The 25540-nt window shown below is 72.1% G+C and carries 19 protein-coding genes; 3 read left to right on the forward strand and 16 right to left on the reverse strand.

Translation table 11 applies throughout. The annotated features are described in order from the left end of the window. Positions 1-88 precede the first annotated feature (88 nt). Positions 89-292: a hypothetical protein gene (locus WME73_RS32770; RefSeq protein ID WP_437740285.1), complete on the forward strand. Its 204-nt coding sequence runs from the start codon at positions 89-91 to the stop codon at positions 290-292. On the opposite strand, the gene WME73_RS32775 is transcribed toward WME73_RS32770, so the two are convergent. The 5 genes from WME73_RS32775 to WME73_RS32795 all read right to left on the reverse strand — a co-directional run bounded on the left by WME73_RS32775 (position 293) and on the right by WME73_RS32795 (position 5714). Then, positions 293-1198 (reverse strand): FAD binding domain-containing protein, encoded by a 906-nt coding sequence (locus tag WME73_RS32775; RefSeq protein WP_437912082.1) that lies wholly within the window; start codon positions 1196-1198, stop codon positions 293-295. Continuing rightward, entirely contained in the window at positions 1195-1677 is a 483-nt protein-coding gene (locus WME73_RS32780) for a (2Fe-2S)-binding protein (RefSeq protein WP_437740287.1), read from the reverse strand. The genes WME73_RS32775 and WME73_RS32780 overlap by 4 nt, the downstream gene beginning before the upstream one ends. Continuing rightward, complete coding sequence (locus tag WME73_RS32785; RefSeq protein WP_437912083.1) at positions 1674-4031, reverse strand: xanthine dehydrogenase family protein molybdopterin-binding subunit; 2358 nt, start codon at positions 4029-4031, stop codon at positions 1674-1676. Before WME73_RS32785 ends, WME73_RS32780 begins: the two co-directional genes overlap by 4 nt. A 103-nt stretch (positions 4032-4134) precedes the next feature. Continuing rightward, positions 4135-4773 carry a nucleotidyltransferase family protein gene (locus WME73_RS32790; RefSeq protein WP_437740289.1) on the reverse strand — a complete coding sequence of 213 codons (639 nt, stop codon included), beginning with the start codon at positions 4771-4773 and terminating at the stop codon, positions 4135-4137. Next, entirely contained in the window at positions 4770-5714 is a 945-nt protein-coding gene (locus WME73_RS32795; protein WP_437912084.1) for an XdhC family protein, read from the reverse strand. The genes WME73_RS32790 and WME73_RS32795 overlap by 4 nt, the downstream gene beginning before the upstream one ends. 189 nt (positions 5715-5903) lie before the next feature. Here WME73_RS32795 and WME73_RS32800 point away from each other — a divergent pair, with 189 nt between their 5' ends. After that, positions 5904-7820 carry a HEAT repeat domain-containing protein gene (locus WME73_RS32800; RefSeq protein ID WP_437912085.1) on the forward strand — a complete coding sequence of 639 codons (1917 nt, stop codon included), beginning with the start codon at positions 5904-5906 and terminating at the stop codon, positions 7818-7820. Positions 7821-9541: 1721 nt separating this feature from the next. On the opposite strand, the gene WME73_RS32805 is transcribed toward WME73_RS32800, so the two are convergent. The 11 genes from WME73_RS32805 to WME73_RS32855 form a co-directional block, all read right to left on the reverse strand. Next, complete coding sequence (locus WME73_RS32805; protein WP_437740292.1) at positions 9542-10855, reverse strand: hemolysin family protein; 1314 nt, start codon at positions 10853-10855, stop codon at positions 9542-9544. A gap of 63 nt (positions 10856-10918) precedes the next feature. After that, the gene (locus WME73_RS32810) at positions 10919-12250 is read right to left on the reverse strand and encodes a glutamate--cysteine ligase (protein ID WP_437912086.1); all 1332 of its coding nucleotides are present in this window, start codon (positions 12248-12250) and stop codon (positions 10919-10921) included. A gap of 73 nt (positions 12251-12323) precedes the next feature. Next, positions 12324-13373, reverse strand: a complete 1050-nt coding sequence (locus WME73_RS32815) for a homocysteine S-methyltransferase family protein (protein WP_437740294.1) — start codon at positions 13371-13373, stop codon at positions 12324-12326. 117 nt (positions 13374-13490) lie between these two features. After that, positions 13491-16313: a VWA domain-containing protein gene (locus WME73_RS32820; RefSeq protein WP_437912087.1), complete on the reverse strand. Its 2823-nt coding sequence runs from the start codon at positions 16311-16313 to the stop codon at positions 13491-13493. Next, a complete protein-coding gene (locus WME73_RS32825; protein ID WP_437912088.1) occupies positions 16310-18217 on the reverse strand; it encodes a vWA domain-containing protein in 1908 nt (635 codons plus the stop codon). Before WME73_RS32825 ends, WME73_RS32820 begins: the two co-directional genes overlap by 4 nt. Positions 18218-18219: 2 nt before the next feature. Further along, positions 18220-19173 (reverse strand): DUF58 domain-containing protein, encoded by a 954-nt coding sequence (locus WME73_RS32830; protein WP_437542928.1) that lies wholly within the window; start codon positions 19171-19173, stop codon positions 18220-18222. 18 nt (positions 19174-19191) lie between these two features. Then, positions 19192-20196, reverse strand: coding sequence for an AAA family ATPase (locus WME73_RS32835; RefSeq protein ID WP_437740297.1), 1005 nt, complete (start codon positions 20194-20196; stop codon positions 19192-19194). A 72-nt stretch (positions 20197-20268) separates the two neighbouring features. Beyond that, entirely contained in the window at positions 20269-22203 is a 1935-nt protein-coding gene (locus tag WME73_RS32840; protein ID WP_437740298.1) for a hypothetical protein, read from the reverse strand. Positions 22204-22538: 335 nt separating this feature from the next. Next, entirely contained in the window at positions 22539-23387 is an 849-nt protein-coding gene (locus WME73_RS32845) for a response regulator transcription factor (RefSeq protein ID WP_437912089.1), read from the reverse strand. A gap of 119 nt (positions 23388-23506) precedes the next feature. Further along, a complete protein-coding gene (locus WME73_RS32850) occupies positions 23507-24172 on the reverse strand; it encodes a hypothetical protein (protein WP_437740300.1) in 666 nt (221 codons plus the stop codon). Next, complete coding sequence (locus tag WME73_RS32855; protein ID WP_437765560.1) at positions 24172-24777, reverse strand: hypothetical protein; 606 nt, start codon at positions 24775-24777, stop codon at positions 24172-24174. Before WME73_RS32855 ends, WME73_RS32850 begins: the two co-directional genes overlap by 1 nt. Before the next feature lie 452 nt (positions 24778-25229). On the opposite strand from WME73_RS32855, the gene groES reads away from it, so the two are divergent. Then, entirely contained in the window at positions 25230-25520 is a 291-nt protein-coding gene (groES, locus tag WME73_RS32860; protein ID WP_012238539.1) for a co-chaperone GroES, read from the forward strand. The last annotated feature ends 20 nt before the right edge of the window (positions 25521-25540 follow it).

Raw genomic sequence — 25540 nt, forward strand, 5'->3', positions numbered from 1 at the left:
TTGCCGCGCCGTCGCAACCACGTCGCCCCTTCAGCGCATCTTCCCGCCGCTCGGACCGCCCCGGAGCGTTCGTCGTCGAGGAGTGCTCATGAATTACGACATCGGCATGATCTGCCCAGCCTGCGGCTGCGTCACCATCTTCCAGGCCGGCACCACCACCCCGCGGCGATGCGCGCGCTGCCACGACATGGACGCGGAACCTCCGCTCCCGCCGCCAGCGTACGAGCGGCCGACATTCCCCGGCGGGCGCAGCCGGAGGCCCGAGGCCGCGCAGCTCGACTGGATGGAATGATCATACCGGCGCGCCGAGCTGCCGAAGGAGCTCCCGCACCACCCCGCAAGCGCAGTGCTCCCGGTAGGCGCGCGTCGAGCGCACGTCGTCGATGGGCGAGATGTCCTGCGCGACCGCCGCGTCGATCTCCGCCGCGGTGAGCTCGGCGAGCGGACGGGACATGCAGAGCGCGCGCACGCTCGGCAGGAGCGCCGTCGTCGGCGCGACCGACGCCATCCCCAGCCCGAGCCGCGCGGCGCGCCCGGATCGCACCTCGGCCACGCCCGCGAGCGCGACCTTCGAGATCGCCTGCGCCCGTCGCGCGCCGATCTTGCGCCAGTACCAGGGCGACCCGGGCGCCGGCAACGCGATCTCCACGGCGACGATCACCTCGTCCGGCGCGCGCGACGTGCGCTTGTAGCCCGTCTGCAGGGCGCTCATCGGGATGCGCCGCTCCCCGCGGACGCTCTGCACCACGACGGTCGCGTCGTAGGCGGCGAGCGCGGCGACGCCGTCGGCGGCCGGCGACGCCGTGGCCAGGTTGCCGCCGAGCGTGCCGCGCGCCTGGATCTGCACCGCGCCCACGTCGCGGCTCATCCGCGCGAGGAGCGGCGCCCGCGCGGCGATGGCGTCGCTCCGGAGCATCTCCAGGTACGTCGTCGCGGCGCCGACCCGGAGCGTGTCGCCGGAGAGCGAGATACCCCGCAGCTCCGAGAGCCGGGACACGTCGACGACGAGCGGCGCCGCCGGGCTCCCTGTCGCGACATCGAGCGGAGGCCTGAGCTCCTGCTCGACGACCCAGTCGGTGCCGCCGGCCAGGAGCGTGACCGGCGCGCCGAGCGCGGCCCGCTCCGCCACGATCTCGCACAGCGGGCCGAGCCCGGCGACGTGCCGCATCTCGAACAGGCGCAGATCGGCGAGGCTCACGGCGCCGCCCCTCCCCCGCCGCGGCGCAGCGCGGCGGCTGCGCGGACGCTCTCGACGATCCGCTGGTACCCGGTGCAGCGGCACAGGTTGCCAGCGAGCGCCTCGCGCACCTCGAGCTCCGACGGATCCGGGCTCCGCGCGAGCAGCGCCTCCGCCGAGAGCAGCATGCCCGGCGTGCAGATCCCGCACTGCGCGCCCCCCTCCTCGACGAAGCAGCGCTGCAGCGGCGACAGGTGTCCGGCGCATGCGAGGCCCTCGACCGTCGTCACGTGCCGCCCCTCGCACTGCCCGATCGCGACGAGGCAAGCGTTCACGGGGTCGCCGTCGAGCAGCACCGTGCACGCGCCGCACTCGCCCTCCGCGCACCCCTCCTTCGTGCCCGTGAGCCCGAGCGGGCCCCTGAGCGCGTCGAGCAGCCGCGAGAGCGGCGGCAGATCGACCTCGCGCGGCGAGCCGTTGATGACGAGCGATACCTTCATGGACGCTTCCCTCCCCCCGCCGAAGGGCGGGGCGCCGCGGCGCCCCGCGCCGCCTCGAGCAGGCGCTCCGGCGTGAGCGGCAGCGCGCGCGCGGCGATCCCCGTCGCGTGCTCGACCGCCGCGGCCACCGCGGGCGCGCCGCCATCCATCGGCATCTCGCCGATGCCCTTGGCCCCGCCGCCCGGGCCGAACGGGAACGGCTCCTCGACCAGCACGACATGGAACGGCGGCGCGTCGAGCGACGTCGGGATGATGTAGTTGGTCATCCGCGGGTTCTTGATCTTGCCGCCCTGCCAGACGATCTCCTCGGAGAGCGCCCAGCCGATCGCCTGGAGGCTGCCGCCCTCGATCTGCCCCTTGCACATCACCGGGTGGATCGCCTTGCCCACGTCGGTGGCCGACCAGAAGTCGACGACCGTCACCTCGAAGGTGTCGAGGTCCACCTCGACCTCGACCACGTCGCACGCCCAGCCGAAGCACGGGTACGCGTCTCCCTTGTACGCCTCGTCGTCCCAGCGCACATAGCTCGGCGGCTCGTACTGCTTGAGCGACGTCACCTGGCCCTCGCGCGCCAGCAGCCGGTCGGCCGCCTCCTCGAAGCTCAGCGCCGGAGGCCCCGCCGCGGCGCCCGCGCCGCCCTCCCCTACGGCGCGCGGCTCCTGCGCCGATGCCTGTTCCGCGCGCACGCGGCTCGCCAGCTCCCGCGCTGCGGCCTCGACGATCGAGCCGACGACCATCACCGTGCGCGACGCCACCGTGGGGCCCGAGTCGGGGACCGTCGTCGTGCACGGCACCGCGAACTCGACCCGATCGAGCGGCAGCCCCGCCGCGTCCGCGGCGATCTGCCGGAACACCGTCTCCGTCCCCTGGCCGATGTCCGTCGACGCCGTGCGGATGCGGAGCCGCCCGCCGGGCACGAGATCCAGCGCGACCTTACCCTTGTAGTAGCGCTCTCCCGACCCGGTGAAGCCCGCGCCGTGCATGAACACCGAGAGCCCGATCCCGCGCGCCACGCGCCCGCGGACGACCGGCCCGGCCGCGCGCTTTTGCCGGTAACCGCTCGCCGCGATCGCCCGCGTGATGCACTCCTCGCCCGCGACGCTCACGCGGAGCACCTGCCCCGTCGCGGTCGAGTCGCCGGGGCGAAGCACGTTCTTCGCCTTCAGATCGAGCGGATCGCAGCCGAGCTCCCGCGCGACGCGGTCGAGGTGCCGCTCGATCGCCCAGATCGTCTGCGGCGCGCCGAAGCCGCGGAAGGCGCCGTTCGGCGGCGTGTTCGTGGCCACGGCGGTCGCCTCGATCCACACGTCGTCCCAGCGGTAGGCGCCCGCGGCGTGGAGGGCGCCGCGCGACAGGACCACCTGCGTCAGCGTCGCGTACGCGCCGCCGTCCATGAGGATCCGGACCTTCAGCGCGCGCAGCGCGCCGTCGCGATCGCAGCCGCTCGTGATCTCGCAGGACGCCGGGTGGCGCTTCGTCGTCGCCTCGATGTCCTCCGTCCGGTCGTAGATCATGCGCACCGGGCGGCCGCTCTTCCTCGCGAGCAGCGCCGCGTGGAGCGCGATGATCGACGGGTACTCCTCCTTGCCCCCGAAGCCGCCCCCCGTCACCGACTGGGTGATGTGGATCCGATCGGGAGGGAGCCCGAACGCCTTCAGGAACGCCTTGTGGACGTAGAACGGGCACTGGATCGAGCCCGTCGCGTGCGCGCCGGCCTCGTCCCACCAGGCGATGACCCCCTGCGGCTCGATGTAGAGCTGCTCCTGGTGGTGCGAGGCGTACGTCCCGGTGACGACCACCTCGCAGCGCGCGAGCGCCGCGTCGATCGCGGCCTCGCTCGCCTCGCCGCGCTCCCGCGCGGCGTCGGCGCGCCCGTTCGTGATGAGGTACCGCTTGATGACGTTGTCGGCGCCCCAGATGATCTCCCCGCCACCCCGCGCGGCGCGCGCGTCGAGCACCGGCGGCAGCGGATCGATGTCGAGCGCGACGGCCTGGACCGCCCGCGCGAGCTTCAGCCGGTCCGCGCAGCCGAGCAGGACGATCGGCTCGTAGGCGTGGTTCACCTTTCCGGTCGCGAGGATCGGCTGATCGTCCAGGATCAGCGCGACCACGTTGACCGGGACATCCTCGGCGAGCACGACGGTGACGTCGCTCCAGTCGAACGCGGGGTCGAGCCGCACTCCCCGCAGGATCCCGCGGGGCACGGGGCTCCGCACGGTGCGCCCGAAGATCTCCCCCGGCATCGCCGGGATGTCGTCGACATAGCGCGACGCCCCCGTGACCTTGGGAGGGCCGTCCGTACGGGGCACGCTGCTCCCCACGGTGCTCGCTGACGCTGGAGGGCTCGTCGCCATTCGTATGCTCCTCCTCACCGACGATAGCCCGGTCCCCCGGGACGCGTCGACCCGCGCGCGCCGCGCGGCGCGACCCGCGCAGGGGGACGATCGCCGGCCGCCTTCAGGCGAGAAAGCGCGGCGGGCCCCCGAGCACGCGGATCACGTCGACCGGCACATTCAGGTCGTGCAGCACCCCTGGATCGTCCACCTCCTCGTCGACGCACCTGTCGCCGAGCGCCCTCAGGTGATCCCGGAGCGGCGGTGGATCGGCCTCCAGGTAGCGCTGGAGCGCCTCGGTGCGCAGCACCACCGGGTGCCCGCCGCGGCCGAGGTGCCGCGGCCGCACCGCGAGCGGCGGCGTCGTCGAGGAGGCGCCCGCCTCGAGGCGGGCGAGCAGCCGCGCCACCGTCGCGGCGCGCGCGGGGGGCACGTCGACCGGCGTCACGATGACGGCGTCGGCGTCGCCGATGCGCGGCGCGGCGACGGCCAGCGAGCCCGCCGGCCCGAGGTCGTCCGGCGCGGACCACGAGACCAGGTCGATGCCCGGCTGCACATGAGCCAGCAGCGCGTGAAAGACGGAGCTGCGCACCACCACGAGCACCCGCGCGCTCTCGGCCGAGAGGCGAGCCTCCGCGTGCGCGATCGCCAGCGGCCGCTCGGCCCCGCCCTTCGTCGATGACGGCCAGGCCAGGAGCGCCTTCGGCCCCCCGAGCCGCTTGCCCGCGCCCGCGGCGAGCACGATCGTGGTCACTCGATTCATCCAGCCTGCTCCTCTCCGGCGGACGTCGTGCCGGCCGATGACCATCGAGCGCGCTGCCGCCCCGCGCGCCACGCGACGAGCTCCGCGGCCAGAGCGACGCCGATCTCGGCCGGCGTGCGCGCCCCGATGTCGAGGCCGACCGGCATCCTGACCCGCGCGACGTCGCCCTCCGGCACCCCCTTCGCCTCGAGCCGCGCGCGCGTTCGCGCGGCCTTCGCGCGGCTCCCGACGCCGCCCACGTACCCGAAGCCGCGCGCGAGCGCCCACGCGAGCGCCTCCTGATCGAGGGCGTGGTCGTGCGTCATCACGAGCGCCGCCGCCTCGCCGAGCTCCCTCGGCAGGCCCGTCAGCACCTCCGGGTCGTCGTGCTCGGCGAGCACGAGCCGCACCTGCTCCCCCGGCGCCGGCGCGAGATCCCGCGGCGCATCGTCGTACGCCGACGGCGCGCGGGCGAGCGGCGCCGCCGACGGCACGCGGGCGGGGTCGGCGGCGGCGGCGCGCGTGTCGCAGAGGGTCACGCGGAAGCCCAGCGACGCGAGGAGCGGCGCGGCGAACGCGCCCACGTGCCCGGCGCCGATCACGAGGACGTGCACAGCGGGCAGCATCGGCTCGATGAGCACCTCGACCGAGCCTCCGCAGCACATGCCCAGCGTCGGGCCCAGGCGGAACGTCTCGAGCTTCGGCGCGCTGGCGAGCTCGTCGAGCGCGCGCCCCATGATGCCGAGCGCCGCCCGCTCGACGGCGCCGCCGCCGATCGTGCCGATCGCGGAGAGATCGTCGAAGAGGCAGAGCTTCTGCCCCGGCGTCGACGGCGCCGAGCCGTGCCGCGCCACCACCGAGGCGAGCACCACCCGCCGCCCCGCCTCGAGCGCGTCCAGGGCCGCCCGAAGCACGTCGTGCGGGAACGCCGTCCTCGGGATGACCTGGCTCAGATCCGGCATGATTGAGACTCTAGCGACCCGGCGACCGAAAACGAGAGCGCCGAGAGCCCCGGCGCCGAAAGAGCTTGCTGGAACGCCGCGCTTGTCGCGAAAGTCGAGCGCGCTCGGAGAGCGGCGCAGGCGTCCCCCGAGATCCCGGCCCGCTGTGACCGCCGGGATCCACATAAATACGCGGAGTTACAAGCCACGATGACCCCCCCCGCCACGCTCGACCCCGACCTCCAGCGCGCCCTCTCCGATCCGGGCTTCACGCCGGGCCGCCGCCACTTCGCCGCCCTGATGGATCTGCTCGAGACGGCCGATGAGCCCGCCGAGCTGGCGGAGCGGGCGCTGCGGCGCGCTGGCGCTGCGGCGCTGCCCGCCGCGCTCGAGCGCGCGGCCGGCGCGCCGCCGGCGCTGCGCGCGCCGCTCACCCGGCTCGTCGGCAAGCTGATGGCCGCGGGGCCGATCGAGCCCGAGGTCTCGGAGCGGGCGCGCGACTACCTGCTCGCCTGCCTCGGCGACGACGATCGCCGCACGCGCCGCATGGCGGCGGTGGCGCTCGGCAAGCCGCCCGCGGCGGACGCCGGGCGAGCGCTCGTCGAGCAGGCGCTCGCCGAGGCGGCGCGCAGCGAGCGCTCGCCTGACGTTCGCCGCGCGCTGATCGACGCGCTCGGCAAGGTGGGCGGCGGCGCCGCGCTCGAGGCGCTGGCCGAGCTCGACGGCGACGACATCGCCGGCGTGCGCGCGCGCGCCGAGCTCCTGGCCAGGAGGACCCTCACGCGCGGCGAGCCGTCCGAGATCGCCGGCGATCGCGCGCCGGAGCGCCCCCTCCGGGTGGCGGTGCGCTGCCGGCGCGGGCTCGAGGCGATCCTCGCCGAGGAGCTCGCGGCGCTCGACGCGGACTCTCCCGGCGGGGCGCTCGTCCCCGAGCTCCGGAGCGATCCGTGCGGTGGCGCGCGGGTCGAGGCGGTGCTGAGCGGCCGCCTCGACGTCCTGTTCGGGGCGCGCACGATGCTGTCGTTCGCGTTCCCGCTGCCGCTGCGGAAGCTCGACCAGGGCGCCGACCTCGCCGCGGCGGTCGCGGAGCGGCTGCTCTCGCGGGAGGCGCGCGAGATCCTGCGCCGCTTCACCCAGGGCGCGATCCGCTACCGCATCGACTGGGCCGGCGGCGGCAAGCGCCGGGCAGCGGTGTTCCGCGCCGCGGCGGCCGTGGAGGCGGAGGCCCCGGAGCTCGTGAACGATCCGACCCAGAGCACGTGGGACGTGGTCGTCTACGAGGGCGCGGGCCGGGTGCGGGTCGAGCTCGCGCCGCGCCTGCCCGACACACGGTTCGCGTATCGCCGGGGCGACGTGCCCGCGGCGTCGCACCCGACGATCGCGGCCGCGCTCGCGCGCATCGCGGGGGCGCGCGGCGACGACGTCGTCTGGGATCCGTTCGTCGGCTCGGGCCTCGAGCTCTGCGAGCGCGCCCTGCTCGGACCGTACCGGCGGCTCGTGGGCTCGGATCGCGATCCTCGGGCCCTGCAGATCGCGCGCGAGAACCTCGACGCCGCGGGCGCGCGGGGCGCGGAGCTCCTCCAGCGCGACGCGGGCGGCGCGCCGCCCCCGGGCGAGGCGCCCACGCTGATCCTGACGAACCCGCCCCTCGGGCGGCGCGTCGAGCGCACGGGAGATCTCGACGCCATGCTCGACCGCTTCGTCGAGGGCGCCGCGCGCGCGCTCGCCCCGGGCGGCAGGATGGTGTGGATCTCGCCGTTCCCCGCGCGGACCGAGGCCGTCGCGCGCCGCTCAGGCCTCCGGCCCGAGACGCTCCTGCGCGTGGACATGGGCGGCTTCGACGCGCAGATCCAGAGCTTCCACAAGGAGGCGCTCCGGCCGCGAGCGAGCCACGATCGACGCGACGGCCAGCGCGGGGACCGGCTCGACCGCCCCCCTGCCGGGCGCGGTGGGCGCGGCCCCCAGCAGGCCGAGCTGCGCGGCGAACAGCATCGCCCCCCCCGCCAGGAGCAGCGCCACCACCACCGCAATGATGATCCCGAGCCGCCCCGAGCGGTCAGGCGGCACGTCGGAGATCAGGCCGAAACCGTCGGCCGTGCCGAGGGGCGGCGGCGCCGGCGCGGCTGAGCCCTGCGCTGCGCTCTGAGCGGGCGCCGCGCTCTGCTGCGCGGCGACGGCGCCGTGCGTGGCCGCCGAGGCTTGCTGCGATGGGCTGAGCGCGCCGGCTGCGGCGGAGGTCGGCCCGAGGAGCGCTCCGCCCCCCGCGTCGGCCCTCGTGAACGACGCGGCCGCGGGCGCCCCCGCGGCTCGTTCGAGCGGCGCCGTAGCGGAGCGACCTGTCGCCGCCGCATCGGCGAGCGCCTGGGGCGCGCCGAGCGTCGGCGTCGCGTCGACCGGGGGCGGCACGACCGGCGTGGGAGCCTCCCGCGTCCGCGTGGGGACGTCGTCGTCGTCATCGTCGCGGTCGTCGACGACCGTGGGCGCATCGAGCGTGGACTCGTCGAGCATGTCCCCGTCGAGATCGCCGAGGAAAGGTAGCTCGCCGCTCCGGGGCTGAGGTCTCGCGACAGCTTCGGGCTCTGCGTCCGGGCGCTCGCGCCCCGGGAACGCCGGCGCTGGCGCTGCGACCGCGTGCGGCTCTCGAGGCCCTCCAGCCGGCGGCGCCGCGCCTGGCGCGGGCCGCCCCGCGTCGGGCGCGCGGTGCGGGGCGGGCGCCGCTCCTCCGGAGCGCGCGGGCGCTGCGGCCGCTGGCCCAGCGGGCCCGCGGAGGTTCAGGGGCGTCGCCTCCCGCGCGGCCATCCTGGGCTCCGAGCCCTCACGGGCGTCGCCGGACGTCTGGGTCACCGGGACCGCCCCCACGCCCGGGACGCGCGCTCGCGCGACCGGAGCGCGCCCTTGCGCGGCCGGAGCCGCGGCGGGCGCCCTGGGGATCGGGGCGGCGCCCTGCCTGGGGGCCGGCGCGCCGGGTTGCGCCGCCGGGGGCCGCGCGCGCTCGGCCGGGAGAGGCGGCGCCGGTTGCCCAGCCGCCGCTGCCGCCGCGCGCTGCGCGATGACCTCGTCGAGCTGGCTCGAGCTGAACGGCGAGACCCGCATCAGCGTGCGCACCTCGTCGTCGTCCTCGTCGTTCGTCGCGTCCTCGTCGTCGAGCGGGAGCAGCGTGCGCACCGCGGGATCGGGGTGCCATTCCTCGAGAGCGCGCCGGAACGCGGCGGCGTTCGTCGTCCGCGCGGAGCGATCGCGCTGGAACGCATCGTCGAGGACCCGCTGGAGATCGTCGTCGCCCACGTCGAAGACGGCGAGCGGCGCCGGTGAGGAGCTCGAGATCCGTTGCCGCGTCTCGGCGTCGCTCCCGCCGCCGAAGGCGCTCGCCCCGGTCAGCACCTCGTAGAGCGTCGCCGCGATGGCCCACACGTCGTCGCCGGCCGAGAGCGTCCCGCCCCCGACCCGCTCGGGCGACTGGTACGCGATGCGGCTCGGCGTCTGGCGCAGGTCGGCCAGGATCGCCTTCGAGGTGCGATCGACCGCGGTCGTGAGCACGCACTCCGGCGAGATGGCGCCGTGCGCGACGCCGAGGGCGTGAAGCGCCTCGATCCGCTTCGCAAGACGAATGGCCCAGCCGACGGCGTCGAGCTCGTTCAGCGGGCCATCGCGCAAGATCCGAGTTGCAAGCGTTTCCACTTACGAAGCCAGGGTAGTACCGGTCCGCCGAAGTTTGTACCTGGATCCGCGCGCCGTTCGTCCCCGGGGCGACCGATTCCAGGGTGCGCGCCTCGCCGCGAACGCCCGGAGGCGGCGCCCCTGACGGACGGCGCTGGCGCGCGGATCCGCGGCGCGGGGAGCCGCGCTCGTCATGATCGCTCGCCCCCGGCCGCGTCGGTCGGGACGATGCGGACGCGCCGTACCCGCCGGCCGGCGACATCCATCGCCACGAGCGTGTAACCCTCGCACTCGACGCGCTCGCCCGCCTCGGGTGGGTGCTCGAGCCGGCCGAGCATGTAGCCGCCGACCGTCTCGACGGTCTTCACCTCGGGCAGCAGCACGATGTGCGCGTCGCGCTCCAGGTCCGTCAGCAGGACGCGGCCGTCGACGTCGACGATGCCGCCGCCGCGGCGGTGGATGGGCGGCACCTCCTCGTCGTTCTCGTCGCGGATCTCGCCGACGATCTCCTCGATGAGGTCCTCCATCGTCACGAGCCCCATGAACTCGCCCGAGGCCGACGTGATGATCGCCACCGGCACCTGGCGCGCCTGCATCTCGAGGCGGAGGCGCTCGACCGAGGTGTTCTCGCGCGCGAAGATCGGCTTGCGGAGCAGCTCGGCGACGCGCGCCGCGCGGCGGCGGTGGCTCAGGACGTCGAACAGGTCGCGCAGGTGCAGGTAGCCGAGCACGTTCTTGCCCTGCTCGTCGAGCACCGGGTACCGGGAGTACCCGGCGTCGGCCACGATCCGCACCGCCTCGTCGATCGTCATGTTCGCGCGCAGGGTCGCCGCGTCGGAGCGGAGCGACATCACGTGCCTCGCCGTGCGCCGGCGCAGATCGAAGATGCGCACGAGCATGCTGCGCAGCGCCGGATCGAGCCCCGCGGGGCTCTTGGTCAAGAGCAGCCGGAGCTCCTCCGACGTGTGCGCGAACTCCTCCTCGCCCACAGGCCGGAGCCCGAAGAGGCGGACGAACCCGTTCGCCATCGAGTTGAGCACCCAGATGACCGGCCACATCAGGACGAAGAAGCCGTGCAGCGGCCGCGCCGCCCAGAGCGTAACCTTCTCGGTCCGCTGGATCGCGAGCGACTTCGGCGCGAGCTCTCCGATCACGGTGTGGAGCGACGTGATCAGGATGAACGCGATGCCGACGGAGATGGCGTGCGCGCCGACCCCAGACCAGGCGTCGAGCGGCGCGAGCAACGGCTCGATGAGCTGGGCGATGGCCGGCTCGCCGATCCAGCCGAGCCCGAGGGACGCGAGCGTGATGCCCAGCTGGTTGGCGGACAGGTACGCGTCGAGCCGCTGCGACATCTGCAGCGCGAGCCGGGCCCGCGCGTCCCCCTCGCGGACGAGCTGCTCCAGCCGCGTCGGCCGCATCTTGACGATGGCGAACTCGGACGCGACGAAGAACGCGTTGAGGAGCACCAGGAGCAAGGTGCCCAGGAGGTAGACGAGCGTCATGCCGATCGACGTCCTCCCCCCGGCGCGCCCGCCGCCCCGCGCCGCCTCGGCGACGAGCCGCGGCTAGATCCTCGCACGTTCGAGGATCTTGCTTCGCAGGTCCGGGTCGTCGTTGCTGAGTCCATCGACGAGAGCATCGGCCGGGGATTGCCCCCTGGCGATGAGCGCGCTGAGCCGATCGAGGTGGACGCGCTCGTCCTTGCCGTTCTTGTTCAGGCGCGCGCGCCGCTCGAGGCCGCCCGAGGCGATCGAGACGAGCCGCTCGGCCAGCGCCGCGAGCGGCTTGCCGCGGAACGTGGCGCGGAGCGCGCGCTCGGCGATCTTCGGGCGCACGGCCTCGAGCTCGTCGAACCTGAAGCTCTCGGACAGGGCGTCGGCCTCGTCGAGCGCGCGCGCATCGTAGAGGATGCCCGCCCAGAGCGCCGGGAGCGCGCAGACGAGGTTGGCCGGCAGCGAGTCTGCGCCGCGGACCTCGAGGGTCCGCTTCAGCCTGACCTCCGGGAAGAGGGTGTTGAGGTGCATCTCCCAGTCGCCGCGGGTGGCCCGGTGCCCCTCGAAGCCGTGCTCCAGGAAGTCGCGGAAGGTCTGCCCCGTGTTCTCGATCACCTCGCCGTCGCGCTTGAAGAGGAACATCGGCGCGTCGACCGCCCACGCGACGTAGTCCGAGAAGCGGCGCCCGCGCTCGAGCACGTCGCGGATCAGCCCCTGCCGCGCGGCGTCGACGTCGAGCCAGACCTTGGCGCGGTAGCTCCGCCCGCCGAACAGCGCCCCCTCGTAGAACGGGGAGTTGGCGAAGATCGCCGTCACGAGCGGGGAGAGCCGGAGCGACACGCGGAGCGCGCGCATCGCCGCCTCCTCGCTGGCGTAGTCGAAGTTCGCCTGCACGGTGGCGGTGCGGCGCATCATGTCGAGGCCGTGCGCGCCGCGCGTCGGCAGGTAGCGCCGCATGATCGCGTAGCGCGCCTTGGGCACCCAGGAGAGATCGGCTTGCGACGCGAAGGGGTGGAACCCGATGCCGAGCCAGGTCAGCTTGAGCTCGGCGGAGATGTCGCGCAGCTCCGCGAGGTGCCCGCTCATCTCCATACAGATCTGGTGGATGTTCTCGAGGGGTGCTCCGGACAGCTCGAGCTGCCCGCCTGGCTCGAGGGTCACCGAGGCGCCAGCCCGGGCGAGCGCGATCAGCGGACCGCCGGGGGTCTCGTGCTCGGGTGTCCACCCGTGCCGCTCGACGAGCGCCTGAAGGATGTTGAGGATGCTCCGCTCGCCCTCGTACGGGATGGCAGCGCCTGTCCTGGCATCGACACCGAACTTCTCCGCCTCGGCGCCGATCCGGTGAAGGGCCTCGGGCTTCGTGGCTTCGTGGAAGGGAAACAGCAAATCGTCAAACGTCTCCAACGGTTGAGACTTCGACTCACTCCCGTGGCTTGCATCGGCCATCATCACGTTTCCGGTTGGGTTTCGTTCTCGCTTAGAGCGCGCGCCTGAGAAGGGGCGCGCGCTGCGTCGTACGGAGCATCTTCGCGAGCGCGCCCAGGTGCGCCAGCGTTGTCCCCGTCCCTCCCCCGAGCATTCGCGCGCCCGCCTCGATGAGCCGCGCCGCCGACGCCGCCCAAGCATCGCAGATCTCGGCGGGCGCGATGCGGTCGGCACCGTCCGCCTGCACAGATTCCGCGCCGAGCAGCACGCCGACCTGAACCTCATGCGCGACGCCCTCGAGGCGCCGGAGCAAGTTGAGCCCGAGCTCGACCGACGGCACTTCGAAGAGCAACGCGTCCGCGCCGCCGTCGAGGGCTGAGCGGGCGACCTCCTCGAAGCCCTCGCCATCGGCGGTGCGCCCGGCGCCATCGAGCTCCACGAGCGCCCACGTCGCCAGCTGCGTCGTGCTGGCGCTGACCACCGCCGCGCGGCGCGCGAGCCGCGCGACCGTGGGGCCGACGCACGCTGCCTGGATTGGATCGAAGCCGCACGCGACGAGGATCTCGCAGCCGGCCGCCGCCAGCCTCGCCGCATGGACGGCGTAATCCTCGGCGATCCGGTCGGCCATGGGCGCGGCAGCAGTGTGGCCCAGGATACCCGCCACCGCCACGCGGCGCGCGGCCGCGCCCGCCGCCTCTGTAGCGAGCTCGACCGCGGTTCCGGTCAGCGCGGCGGCGCGGAACGCCATGCCGATGGGCGCCAGGGCGCGCGTCGTCGTCGCGGACGTGAGCGCCCGGACCACGTCGATCCCCAGCGCGATCTCCTGCTCGTGCAGCTCAGCGATCGCCCGCGGCGACTCGCGGAGCAGCCGACCGAGGGCGGTGTTGGAGGACACCGCGGTGCCTCGTCCACGGAGCGAAGCGAGCGGATCGCCGCTGATGATGAGCGGACGACCTACGGGAGGCCGAGAGGTGGAGGCCTCGAGCGCATTCACGTCCTTCGCTGCTTTCCAGGGCTCCTCTACCACCGGTCTATAAGGGGAAACTAGCCCAAGACGGCCCTTCCGCGTCGCGAAATGGTGCAGGCCAGCGGGCTGGAGCACAGCGTTCCACGCAGCGGAGTCGGGGACAACCTGACGGACGCGCACCGGCGCTCGGCGCGGCGCCGGGGAGGAACGGGGGATCGGCCGTCATGAGGGGCTCCGCTTTGCCATGAGCCGTCATGTGGCCGGGAGGCGCCGGCCCCCTACCCCTCGGCCCCGGCGCGCGACGAACTTCCGGTCGAAGAGCCGCACCCGGCGGACGAACAGATCGAGCAGGAACACGACCATCGCAGCGTAGATGAACTGCTGCCAGAGCTCCTCGTGGAACGTCACCTTCTCCCCTGCCGGGTCGAAGATGGCCGCCACGCCGTTCGGATCGACCGCCCCGCCTGTCGACGTCGCGGCTTTCTCGAGGATCGCGAGCTCGGGCTCGAAGCTCGCGTACTCGCGCGGGTACGGGTTCGAGACGTGGCCGTAGCTGACGGCGACGGGCCGGAGCGAGCCGTCCTCGGCCTCGCGCAGGTGCTCCGCCCGCAAGAGGAACGAGCCGTACCGATCCAGCGCAAGCGCCGTCTCGTAGCGCCCCGGCGCGGTCTGACGCATGTCGACGACCCGCGTCGCGCCGCCTGGCTCGGGCCCGATGAGGGTGAGCCGGGAGGTCAGGTTGTTCTCGAACCGGTCGTCGGCCCCGAACGCGTCGACGGACGCGCGCAGCTCGCCGTCGACGATCTCGGCCTTCATGTCGAGCTCGCGCCGGTGCTTCTGGCGCATGTGCTCATGGACGAGCTGTCCCCAGAATTTTTCGAAGCCTGGCCACCTCAGCCACTCGACGGCCCAGCGCGCCTTGACGTCGGTCGTCCAGGCCAGCGTCCACCCGAGGCCGACGCGCCAGCGCGCGAGGATCGGCTCCTCGGTGTCGCTCGTGAGCAGCTCCTGGGCTGGCGCCGGCTTCAGCTTGGTCGAGACGTAGCCGTGCAGGTTGGGCGCCGTGCGGACGTCGACGCCGCGGAGGAACGCCGCGTCGCCGACCTGGGTCACCGGAAACCACTCCTCGACGGCGGCGGCGCGCGCCACCATCTCGGTCTCCTTGGTGAAGATCCGCGGCAGGTTGTTCGGATCCGGGACCGCGTGGAAGCGCCCCCCGCCCACGTCGGCGATCATCTTGAGCAGCTGCTCGTCGAGGTCGTTCCCGAGCCCCACGGTGGTCACGGTGATCGACTCGGCGATCATGGCGGACACGAGGTCCCGTATGCCGCCCGTCGACGCCTTGCCGTCCGTGAGCAGGATGACGTGCTTCTTGCGCGCCTGCGTGACGGTCATGTCCTGGTAGGCGGCGTCGAGCGCGGAGAAGATCTCGGTCCCGCCGCCCGGCTGGATGCGCGCGATCTCGCCCGCGATCCGCGAGCGGTTGCGCGCGGGCTGCATCTTCACGTAGCGCGTCGGCGCCGAGTCGAACGCGATCACCTCGATCAGATCGTCCGACGACAGCACCCCCGCGGTCGCCTTCGCCGCGGCCTTGGCCATCTCGAGGGGCAGCCCGGTCATCGATCCCGAGCGATCCATGACGAGCGCCATCGCGACGCTCGGCATGTCCTTCTTTCGCTCGTTGTCCATCCGAACGGGCAGGATCCGCTCGATGGTGGTGCGGTACCAACCACCGAGGCCGTAGCCCGACTCGCCACCGGCGAAGAGGAACCCCCCGCCGAGATCCCGCACGTAGCTCTCGATGATCTCCTGCCCCTGCAGGCTGAGCGCTTCCTTCGGGGTGTCGGACACGATCAGGAAGTCGTAGCGCTCCATCTCCTTGAGGGAGCCGGGGAATCCTGCCGGCGGCCTGACGTCGACGTCGAACTGCTGCGCGGTGAGCGCGCTCGAGAGCGGGCCGGCGTGCTGCGGCGTCCCCTCGACGTAGAGCACCGACGGGCGCCCTGGCACGTCGATGGTGGTCGCGTACCGGTTGTTCTCCTTGAACTTGTCGTCCGCGATCTGGTCGAGCTCGAGCGCGTAGGTCACCTGCCCCGCGATGCGCACGACGCTCTTGAACACGACGTCGTTCGGCCCTGCCTTGAGCTCGAGGTCCCGGATGCCCTCGAGGCCGTTCAGCGCCTCCCCCTGAAAGAGCCGCGCGCGCGCCTTGGTGGCGCGGCTGGCGTAGATGTCGGCGTGGATCTCGAACGTCTCCCCGACCTTGACCCGGTCGGGCATCCTGAGCTCTCGCACCGCGACCTCGGGCGGCGCGGGCCGCCGGTACGGGATGGAGAACAGCCGCACCCCGACGTCGCGCGCCCGGTTGGCCTCGGCGAGCACGTCGCCGTCCGTCTGCACGCCGTCCGACATCAGCACGGCGCGCTTGAGGTAGCCGGGCGGATACAGCCCGTACGCGAGCTGCAGCGCGGCCTGGAGGTTCGAGCCCGCGCCGAGATCGCCGCGCTGTCCGTTCGCGTCGACGTGGCGGCCGACGGGCGGCGCGCGCCGCTCCTCCTCGCGACCGGCCGCCTCGCCGGCCGCGCGCTCGGCGAGCCGCGGCCGCCGCGCGAAGGTGATCACCTTGATGACGCCGTCCTCGGGCTTCTCGGCGAACGCCTTGTCGAGCGTCGCTCGCGCGTCGTCGAGCGCCTCGTCCGTGACCGACTCGGAGACGTCGATGAGGTAGATGGTGGCGACCTTCTCCGTGGTCGCGGACCTCGCGAGCCGCGACAGCCCGAGCGCGATCAGCGCGACGAACGCGACCCGCAGCAGCACCGAGAGCACGCGCTGCGGCAGGGGAAGGTCGGCGAGGGATCCCGCGAGCACCCCGACGAACCAGGGCGCGAGCAGGATCGCGCCGAGCATCTTCGGGTTGAGGAGCTCGTACTTCACCCCCTCGCGCACCCACGTCAGCGTCGGATCCGGGTGCAGGAGGACATACCTCCGGTACGCCCAGAACAGGATCCCGCCGAGGGCGACGCATGTGATGGCCCACGCGGCGATGCGCAGCCTCCGACCACGGAACGCGCTCACACCGTCACCCTCCTGTGGTACGTGAACCACTCGATCGCGGTCACGAGGAGCACCGCCGCGAGCAGGTAGACCCAGAGCTCACGGCGAACGCCGATCTTGAACTCGCTCACCGCGCCCGCGCCGCGGCCGTCGACCTTGAGCTCGGCGGCCGGGGCGATCGCGCTCTCCTCCGGGGCCGAGAGGTTCGCGGCGAACATGCTCTCCTCCTGCGCGCCCGCGGCGCCGACGCGCAGCGTGTAGAAGCCGGCGTGCTGTCCGAGGAACACGGCGCGCCCCTCCTGGATGGGGACCGCGCGCGTCGTCCCGTCGGGCTGCTCCAGGCTGGCCACCTCCGCGGACGAGGACGCCGGGATGTGCCAGACGGAGCCCGTGCGGAACGAGGAGATGTAGCTCGTGTCCTCCTCGACGAAGTTGTTGATCGCGTTGAGCAGGAAGAGCGGCCAGGCGATGCGGAGCGGGAAATCGCTCTCGCGCACGTCGAAGCCGAGCGCGACGAATTTCACGCCGCTGCGCCGCCCCTCGAGCAGCAGCGGACCCTTGTAGCTCCGGCCGACGACCCTGTCTTCCTTGTTGCCCTTGAGCACGTGGGCGCGCGCGACGTTCACGTCGTTGAGCGCCGTGTAGCGCAGGAGCGGGTGCTTCGCGTCGAGCTCGTCGAAGCCCAGGCGGTAGTTCGGGTCGTCATCGAGGACCTCCTTGCCCACCTCGAACGGGACGCTGGTCCCGGTCGGGTTGAGGTAGAGCAGGCTCCCGCTCCCCGGCGCGACGCTCGGCGCCACGCCGTCGAAGATGGTCACGTCGAACGACGAGGCCGCCGGGTACCGCTGCGGATCGACGAAGGTCACATCGAGGTACTCGTCGAGGAGCAGCGCCGCCTCGAGGAACATGTTCCCCGCGGAGACGACCTGCACGCGCGCGCGGCGCCGCTCGGGGAGGAGCGCGTAGGCGCGGTTGTCCGCGGGGAGGTCGTCCGAGCTGCCGTCGGCCAGCGCGAGCTTCGCCTCGAGCGTCTTCGACGCGCCGGAGAGGTTCGGGTAGAAGCGGGGCAGCTTCTCCTTGGGCTTGAGCCGGATGCGCGTCAGATCCGTGAGCTGGCCGTCGCCGAGCAACGACAGCTCGAGATCGAGGGGCTCGTCGCTCGTGTTGGTGACCTCGAGCATCACCTCGTAGCGGCTCTTGTCGAGCGGGTAACGCCGCACCGAGAACTCGGTGATGGCGGCGTTCCTCGATCCCTTGCCGATCGGCAGGTACGAGAGCTTGATGTCGCCGAGGCGCACCTGTCCGCCGGCGTCGGTCGGCTCGCCGAGCGCGCCGTCGCTCACGACGATGACCTCCGGCGACGGGAGCCCGCTCAGGGTGTCGCTCGCGAAGCGGAGCGCGCGCGCGAAGTCGGCGGTGGCGTCGGTCGGTCTCACCGCCGCGACGGCCGCCTCGAGCTCCGAGATCTCTCCGGTGAGCGTCGACAGGGGCGTGATGGCCGCGTCCATCTGGGCCAGCAGCATGCGGTCGCTGCCGGAGAGGCCGCGGACCATCTTCCTGACCTCTTCCTTCGCGAGCTCGAGGCGCGAGGGCGCGACGTCGATGGCCTGCATGCTCGCGCTCGCGTCGATGAGGACGACGATGTTGCGCCCCTCGACGAGGTTCGCCTGAGGGCGCGGATCCCCCAGCGCGAGCAGGAGCAGCGCGAGGAGCGCGAGCTGCAGCAGCAGCGACAGGAGCCGCTTCAGCTGGGAGAACAGGCTCGTCGCCTCCTTGTCCCGGAGGATGCGCTCCCAGATCCTAGAGAAGGGGACCGCGACGGGCCGCCGGCGCAGCTTGAGGATGTAGAAGACGACGACGACGGCCCCGCCGAGGGCGCCGATCTGGAGCAGTGTCTGCAGCGGAACGCCGGTGAAGTGCAGCATCGCTACCGGAGGAAGCCGCCTCTGCGGAACACGCGAAGGATCAGCTCATCGAAGGGGACGGACACGTCCGCGCGGAAGTAGCTCACCTGCCGCGACGTGCAGAAGCGGCGGATCTCGTCGAGGTACTGCTCGTAGGCCTCGGCGTAGCGCTCGAGCACCTTGGGGGTCACCGTGACCTCGCGCTCGTCGCCGGTCTCGCAGTCGTAGACGCGCACGTCCCCGCGCAGCGCGGGCCTGGCCTCGCGCGCGTCGACGACGTGGAGCACGAACGGCTCGAACCGGTTGTACCGGAGGACGTTGATGCCGCGCTCGAAGCCCGCCGGATCATAGAGATCGCTGAGGATCACGGCGAGGCCGCGCCGCTTGTGCTGCGCCACGAAGGTCTTCATCGCCTCGCCGAGGTCGGTCGGGCCCTCGGCGCGCGCCTGCCCGAGGAAGCGGAAGATCCTGAAGATGCGAGCCTTGCCGCGGGTCGACTGCATGCGCCCGCTGATCTCGTCGGTCGCGGTGACGATCGCGATGCGGTCGAGGTTGGCGAGCCCCACGTACGCCAGCGCCGCAGCGAGGCGCTTTGCGTGCCGCAGCTTCTCGCCGTCGCCGAACGCCATCGACGCCGAGGTGTCGACGATGAAGTAGATCGAGAGGTCTTCCTCCTCCTCGTAGAGCCGGATGAGGAGCCGGTCGAAGCGCTGGTACGCGGCCCAGTCGAGGTACCGGAAATCGTCGCCGGGCGCGTAGTCGCGATGGTCGGCGAACTCGACCCCGGAGCCGGTCTTCTTGGTCCGCCGCTCCGCGCGCATAGCCCCCGAGAAGACGCGGCGGCTCACCATCGCGAGGTAGTCGAGCTTGCGCTGGAACTCGTCGTCGAAGAGCTCCTCGTCGGGGGCGCTCGCGGAGAGCGCGGAGATGCGGCGCAGCGGCGCGGCGGCCCTCTTGAACGCGTCGAAGAGCCCCATGCTACCTTCGACGGCGCCTCATTTGCTCTCCGGAAGGTGCTTGAGGATCGCCTGCAGCACCTCGTCGGTCTTCACGCCCTCCGCCTCGCCCTCGAAGTTGAGCAGCACGCGGTGCCGGAGGGCGGGGAGCGCGCACGCGCGCACGTCGTCGACCGACGCCGCGAACCGCCCCTCGAAGAGGGCGCGGATCTTCGCGGCGAGCAGCAGCGCCTGCGCCCCGCGCGGCGACCCGCCGAACTTCACGAACCGCTTCACCTCGTCGAGGCTGCCTCCCTCGGCGGGGTGGGTGGCCTGGAGGAGCCGCACCGCGTAGTCCTGGACGTGCTTCGCCACGGGCACCTCGCGGACGAGCCGCTGCATGGCGATGATCCGCTCCTTGTTCAGGACCGGCCGCACCTCGATCGCGTCGGTGCCGGTCGTCCGCTCGAGGATCGAGTTCAGCTCGTCGCGGCTGGGGAACGGCACGTGCAGCTTGAAGAAGAACCGATCGAGCTGCGCCTCGGGCAGCGGGTACGTCCCCTCGCTCTCGAGGGGGTTCTGCGTCGCCAGGACGAAGAACGGCTCTTCCAGCGTGTAGCTCTGCCGCGAGACCGTGACCCGGTGCTCCTGCATGGCCTCGAGAAGCGCGCTCTGCGTCTTCGGCGTGGCCCGGTTGATCTCGTCGGCGAGGACGATGTTCGCGAAGATCGGCCCCTTGCGGAACGAGAACGACCGCTGCCCGCCCGCGTTCTCATCGATGACCGTGGTGCCGATGATGTCCGCGGGCATCATGTCGGGCGTGAACTGGATGCGCGAGAACTGGAGGTCGAGCGCCTCGGCCATGGTGCGGACGAGCATCGTCTTGCCGAGCCCCGGCACGCCCTCGAGCAGCGCGTGCGAGCCCGCGAGCATGCACGTGAGCACGCCGTCGACCACCTCGCGGTTGCCGACGATGACCTTCCCCACCTCCTCGCGCAGCTGTCCGATGCTCGCGCGGAACTCGTCCACCTCGGCCCGCGCTGCTTCCTTCGTCTTCTCGGCCATGACTTCCTGCTTCGCGCCCGCCGTCGCGGAGCGCCTGTAGAGGCGCGGTCGCGTTCGAGCCGCCGGCTCGACTCACTCGCGCGGCCTGATGAGCTGGAAATACCGGTTCACGTAGAACCGGTATCCATCAGGGATCTGATCCTTGTTGATCTGCTGCTCTGCGACCGTGTGATAGTCGGTGAAGACCTTCTTGTAGCCGGTCCCCTTGAAGCCCCGCTCGGCCGCGCTGAGGATCACCTCGCTGTTCGAGGGCCCTTGCTGCGTGTCGAGCCCCTGCGCCTGGACGTCCTGGGTCCCCATCTTCGGGTCGGTGCGCTTGCCCGCGACCTCGCCGCCGCGGCCGGAGCCGACGCCGTCACCCCCGGGCTGGTTGCCGCCGTTGCTGTTGCCCTGGCCGCTCCCCGGCCCCTCCTGCCCCTGCCCGCCGCCGGGCATCAGGATCTTCTTGCCGCCGGGCCCGATCACCAGCTCCTGCCCCTGGCCTTGCCCGCCCTTGCCCTGACCGCCCTGGCCTTGCTGGCCCTCCTGCCCTTCCTGCTCGCCGTCGCCCTGCCCCTGTTGGCCCTGCCCCTGCTGCTCCTCACCGCCGCCCTGGCTGCCGCGCGCGCGCTTTCCGAAGCGGAGCATCCTGGCCATCCGCTGCTTGCCCCCCTGCCCTTGCTGACGCACGAGCTCCCGGAGCTCCTCTAGCCGCTGGCGCAGCTCTTCCTTCTCCTGCTCGGACATCTCCTCCTGCTGCATTCGGTTGATGTCCTCGGCCGCCTGCTCGAGATCGTCCGCTGACATCCCGAGGTCGCGCATCAGATCCTCGGCGGCCTTGGCGAGCTCGCGATCGAGCCGGTCGAGCTGGCGCCCGGTCCGCTCCTTCTGCTCGGCCTCGCGGTCGAGCCGCTCCAGCTCCCGCTCCTTCTTCTTGAGCAGCCTCTCCTGCTCGGATCTCTGCTGATCGTTCGCGGAGGCCTTCTGCTTCTGCTTGAGGAGCTGCTCGCGCGCCTCGGCGCGCTTCTCGTTGATCGCGGCGAGGGCCTCCTTGCGGCGCGACGCCGCCTCGGCGAGCGCCTTGCGCAGCCGCTCGATCTCGGCCTTGTCGAGCTTCTGCTTCTTGTCGCGGAGCTTCTCGGCGAGCTCCTTCAGGTCCTTCTTCGCCTTCTCGAGATCCTTCTTCTCGAGGGACTCCCCCACGCCCTTCGCCAGGTCGCTCTTCTTGAGGTCGAGCCCCGTCTCCTTCAGCGCCTCTTCGAGCGCCTTCAGGTCGGCCTCCGCGCCCTTGAGGAGCTCGCGCTCGAGCGCCTCCATGCGGCGGAACGCCTCGGTGCGATCGAGGCGCTTGTTGGCGATGTCCTCGATGAGCTGGTTGAACCGCTCGACCGCGGACTTCATCTCCGGGCTCTGGTCCTGCCGATCGAGCGCCTTGGCCGCGTCCTTGAAGAGCTCGATGTCGTCGGGCGACATGGTGAGCGCGTCGATGGTCGCCGCGACGGGCGCTTGCTTCCGCGGGGTGCGCACCTCCAGCAGCGCCACCGCGAGCACGCCGAGGCCCACCGCGGCGGAGGTCCAGAGCTCGCGAGGGAGCGCGAGCGGCGCGGCGCCAGCGGGGCGCAGCTCTGCGGCGTGCTCGCAGGCGTCGTCGATCGCCGCCTCCATCAGGGGGGTGCGCTGCGCTGCGGGCAGCGCGTCGAAGGCGAGCGCGATCGTCAGCCGGTCGTGGAGGCCGTGGTGCCGATCGAGGGCGATGGTGCCGGCGCGGGGAGGCAAGCGGCGCAGCATCGCCACGACGAGGGTGGCCAGCACGAGCAGCCCCGCGCCGAGGAGGAGCTGGCGCGCGCGCGGCTCGCCGAGGTACGCCGGGAGCGCCTTGTGCACCGCGAGCGTCCCGGCGGCGAGCGCGAGCGCGAGGGTCAGCGCGCTCGGCAGCGCGCGCAGCGCGCGCCCGAACCGCAGCCTCAGCTCAACCGCGAGCGCGGCGCTGCGAATGCGGTCCAGTTGCTTCGTGCGAGAGTCGCTCACGGTGCTCAGCGCTCCGGGCGCCCCCCGCGGGGGCCCTCGAAGGGGAAACGTCGCAGCATTGTACCTGCTGACGGGTCAGGCGCCCGAAAGTTCCTGGGAGGCTCCGCGCGACGTACGAGGGAATGACGCACGGCGAGCCCTGATGATTCCCGTGCAGGGCAGCCTCTGCGCTCAGCGCGCCGCCGGCATGGATGCGCGTTGCCGGTGGTGGGTGGGGGTCTTCCCTCGGGGCGCTGCTCGGACGGCTCTTCTGCGCCCGGCTCGGCGGCGGCACGCGTACGTTGCGTGGGAACGAGGTGACGGGCCACTGCGCACGGCGCCCGCCTCGGATTGGATCACTTCATCGACTTCTTCTTGGACGCCGCCTTCGTGGCGGCCGGCTTCTTCGCCGCGACCGGCTTCTTCGCCGCCTTGGCGGCCGGCTTCTTCGCCGCGACCGGCTTCTTCGCCGCCTTGGCGGCCGGCTTCTTCGCCGCGACCGGCTTCTTCGCCGCCTTGGCGGCCGGCTTCTTCGCCGCGACCGGCTTCTTCGCCGCCTTGGCGGCCGGCTTCTTTGCCACAGCCGGCTTCTTCGCCGCGACCGGTTTCTTCGCCGCCTTGGTGGCCGGCTTCTTCGTCACGGCCGACCGCTTCGCAGCCGCCCTGCTCGCCATGGCACCGTTTGCCGCCGACTTCTTCGCCCCCGTCGCCCGCTCTCTGGAAGACGGCTGCGCCGCGGCTTCACGCTCCTCACCAACCGCGCTCGTCTGAGCCCTGGCGCCGTTCGCATCAGGAACCTGCTTCGCATAACGCGCGAGCGTCTCGCGCACCCGCGCGTCCAGATCCGTGAAATCGAACGGCTTGTTCAACCAGGCGTCCGCGGCGAAGAGCGGCGAGGTCATCTCGTTCAGGTTCTCGCCGATCCCGGTGAGCATGATGACGCCGGTGCTCGCGAACGGCCGTCCGTCGGACGTGTCGCTCTTCAGCCGTTTGCAGATCTCCCAGCCGCTCATGCCGGGCATCATCACGTCCAGGATCACCAGATCCGGCCGGTGCTCACGCGCGAGCTCCCAGGCGGCATCGCCCTCGGAAGCCTCGATCACAGAGAACCCTAGGTTCCTCAGGTGACGCGCAACGAGGCTCAACATCGCCGGTTCGTCTTCGGCCACCAGGACACGGGGCGGCATCGTGCTCGCGGAAGGCATCGTGGATGCGGATGAGAGTACGTGCGCGCGAACCGGTCAAGAGAGAACGAGAGCGCGCGGCCGCGGCGAGCGCTCCGCGCCGGGCTCCCGAGCGACCCCGAGCGCCCGGGAGGATGCGCTCACGCGGCGCGCGCGAGGGCGATCTTTTCCGTCTGCCCCGCCGCATAGAAGCGTCGCAGCGCCACGAGCAGCTCGGCATGACGCCCGTGGCGGGCAAACTCGGCCTCGAGTCGGCCCGCGAACCGCGCCGCCAGATCGTTCGCGATCCGGTAGCGATCGCCGGTCTCCGTGCCCGGTGGATCCATGAAGGTGACCCGCTCGAAGAGATGGGCGCGGATCCGCGCGGCGCGCTCGGGCTCGAAGCGCCCCGCCCCCGGTGGGGCCGCCTCGTGGCGGCGCCGGAGCGGCGGGCCTGGCGGCTCGACCTCGTCAGCCAGATCGCCATAGACAAGCAGCACGTATTTGTCGACCTCGGCCTGGAGCTCGAGCTCGAGCTGGGTCGCCGGCAGCTCCCTGCGGGCCCGCTCGGCCACATAGAGGAAGTGGCTCACGCCCTCGACGATCTGGCAGATCTCGTCGAACGTCCGCTCTCGCCCCCGCGTGATCGCCCGGCGGGGCAGGTGCAGCGCGATCTCGATATCCCCGTCGGCGTGCCGGATCAGCAGCGCTTCGCGTGCGCTGCCGTCCGTCAGCCGGATGAAATCGTCGACCGCGGGCGCGTCATCGAGCGCATAGGTGCGCGCCAGGTGCTGCTGGATCCGGGACGGGAAGGTCGCCCCCCGCATCAGTTGAGCCCGCCCGTACCACGGCTCGGCACGAGCCCTCGTGCCCCGAGCTCATCCGCGAGGCGGCTCGATCCCGTACGAACCCAGCGCTCGTACAGCCGGAGCACCGAGCGCTCGTCCCGAGCTCCCGACGCGAGCGTACCGTCGGCCACATCGTTCAGGACGCTCACGAACCGCTCGAATTTCTCGGCCATCTCCGAAAGAACATCGGGCCCCTGGCCGACGCGCGCATTGAGGCGCAGCATAGCGGCCGCATGGTGGTAGGCGGTGGACCCGACCCCGACCACGTAGCCGCGATCGACCCCCTTGAGCTCGATGTGGCCGCCGAAGAAACCGACCACGTAGAGGACGCTGTCTCCCAGGTTACGCAGCCGCTGGAAACGCTCGGCTCCGGAGGCTTCCAGCGCGTCGCGCAGAAGAAAGGTCAGGGGCTGGTTGAAGGCAGACTCGGCATGCTCGTCCGGGTGAGCAAAAGCACAGAGCAGACCGACGAGGTAACTCGACGCCGCCTCGGTGGCAGCGACGTTCCGAACTCGGAGCGCCTCGTCCACAACCTCCTGGAAATAGCGGGTCATGCTCGGGGACAGAGAGATCGCTTGGCTCACAGCGGCACCTCACTTATGCGGGTGCCCTGGATACCGACGTAACCCGGGCCACCGCGCGCTCAGGTCAACCAGACACGTCCTGGCGGCCTCCCTCGGGCTGGAGACCGTGAGGGCATCGCGTCACTGTGCTGCCGCAGCTTTGCCCTCATAAGCGCATTTTAGCCGAGAGGCTCCGCCGAGCCCAGCCTTGAGCCGCGCGCCTTCCCCTGCAATCTCCAGGACTTACAGCCACCTCTGCGCCTGGCTGCCAGCGCGCAAAGTGCCGCCTGGGGCCACTCTTGACACCCTCCAGGGGGTGGCTATCTTCCGCGCGCTCGCTAGCACTCGCCACAGGTGAGTGCTAGCAAAGTGCCCAGACTGCAATCGTAGGGGGCCTTCCGGCGCGCTCCGTCGCGCCGGCTGGGTCTCGCCGTTCGTGGGACGCGGCGCTCGTCCCCGGAGGACTTGCAAAGATGAAGATTCGACCGCTCCAGGACCGCGTGATCGTTCAGCGCGTGAAGGAAGAAGAGAAGACCAAGGGAGGTCTCTACATTCCGGACACCGCGAAAGAGAAGCCGATCGAGGGGACCGTCGTCGCCGTCGGCAACGGCAAGGTCGCCGAGGACGGTACCGTGCGGAAGCTCGACGTCAAGGAGGGCGATCGCGTCCTCTTCGGCAAGTACTCGGGCACCGAGGTCAAGATCGACGGCGAGGAGCACCTCATCCTCCGCGAGGATGACATCCTCGGCGTGATCGAGAAGTGACGCGGGCGACAGAAGGAACT

It is taken from the genome of Sorangium sp. So ce302 (genome assembly GCF_051530145.1).
Taxonomy (GTDB): Bacteria; Myxococcota_A; Polyangia; order Polyangiales; family Polyangiaceae; genus Sorangium; species Sorangium cellulosum_B.

Bases quoted from the DNA above. Each gene is read 5' to 3' on its own strand.
- WME73_RS32835 (WP_437740297.1), bottom strand. From the start codon at position 20,196: ATGGCCGAGAAGACGAAGGAAGCAGCGCGGGCCGAGGTGGACGAGTTC.
- WME73_RS32795 (WP_437912084.1), bottom strand. From the start codon at position 5,714: ATGCCGGATCTGAGCCAGGTCATCCCGAGGACGGCGTTCCCGCACGAC.
- WME73_RS32850 (WP_437740300.1), bottom strand. From the start codon at position 24,172: ATGCGGGGGGCGACCTTCCCGTCCCGGATCCAGCAGCACCTGGCGCGC.
- WME73_RS32830 (WP_437542928.1), bottom strand. From the start codon at position 19,173: ATGGGGCTCTTCGACGCGTTCAAGAGGGCCGCCGCGCCGCTGCGCCGC.
- WME73_RS32805 (WP_437740292.1), bottom strand. From the start codon at position 10,855: ATGACGCTCGTCTACCTCCTGGGCACCTTGCTCCTGGTGCTCCTCAAC.
- WME73_RS32800 (WP_437912085.1), top strand. From the start codon at position 5,904: ATGACCCCCCCCGCCACGCTCGACCCCGACCTCCAGCGCGCCCTCTCC.
- WME73_RS32825 (WP_437912088.1), bottom strand. From the start codon at position 18,217: ATGCTGCACTTCACCGGCGTTCCGCTGCAGACACTGCTCCAGATCGGC.
- WME73_RS32845 (WP_437912089.1), bottom strand. From the start codon at position 23,387: ATGCCTTCCGCGAGCACGATGCCGCCCCGTGTCCTGGTGGCCGAAGAC.
- groES (WP_012238539.1), top strand. From the start codon at position 25,230: ATGAAGATTCGACCGCTCCAGGACCGCGTGATCGTTCAGCGCGTGAAG.
- WME73_RS32790 (WP_437740289.1), bottom strand. From the start codon at position 4,773: ATGAATCGAGTGACCACGATCGTGCTCGCCGCGGGCGCGGGCAAGCGG.
- WME73_RS32770 (WP_437740285.1), top strand. From the start codon at position 89: ATGAATTACGACATCGGCATGATCTGCCCAGCCTGCGGCTGCGTCACC.
- WME73_RS32785 (WP_437912083.1), bottom strand. From the start codon at position 4,031: ATGGCGACGAGCCCTCCAGCGTCAGCGAGCACCGTGGGGAGCAGCGTG.
- WME73_RS32780 (WP_437740287.1), bottom strand. From the start codon at position 1,677: ATGAAGGTATCGCTCGTCATCAACGGCTCGCCGCGCGAGGTCGATCTG.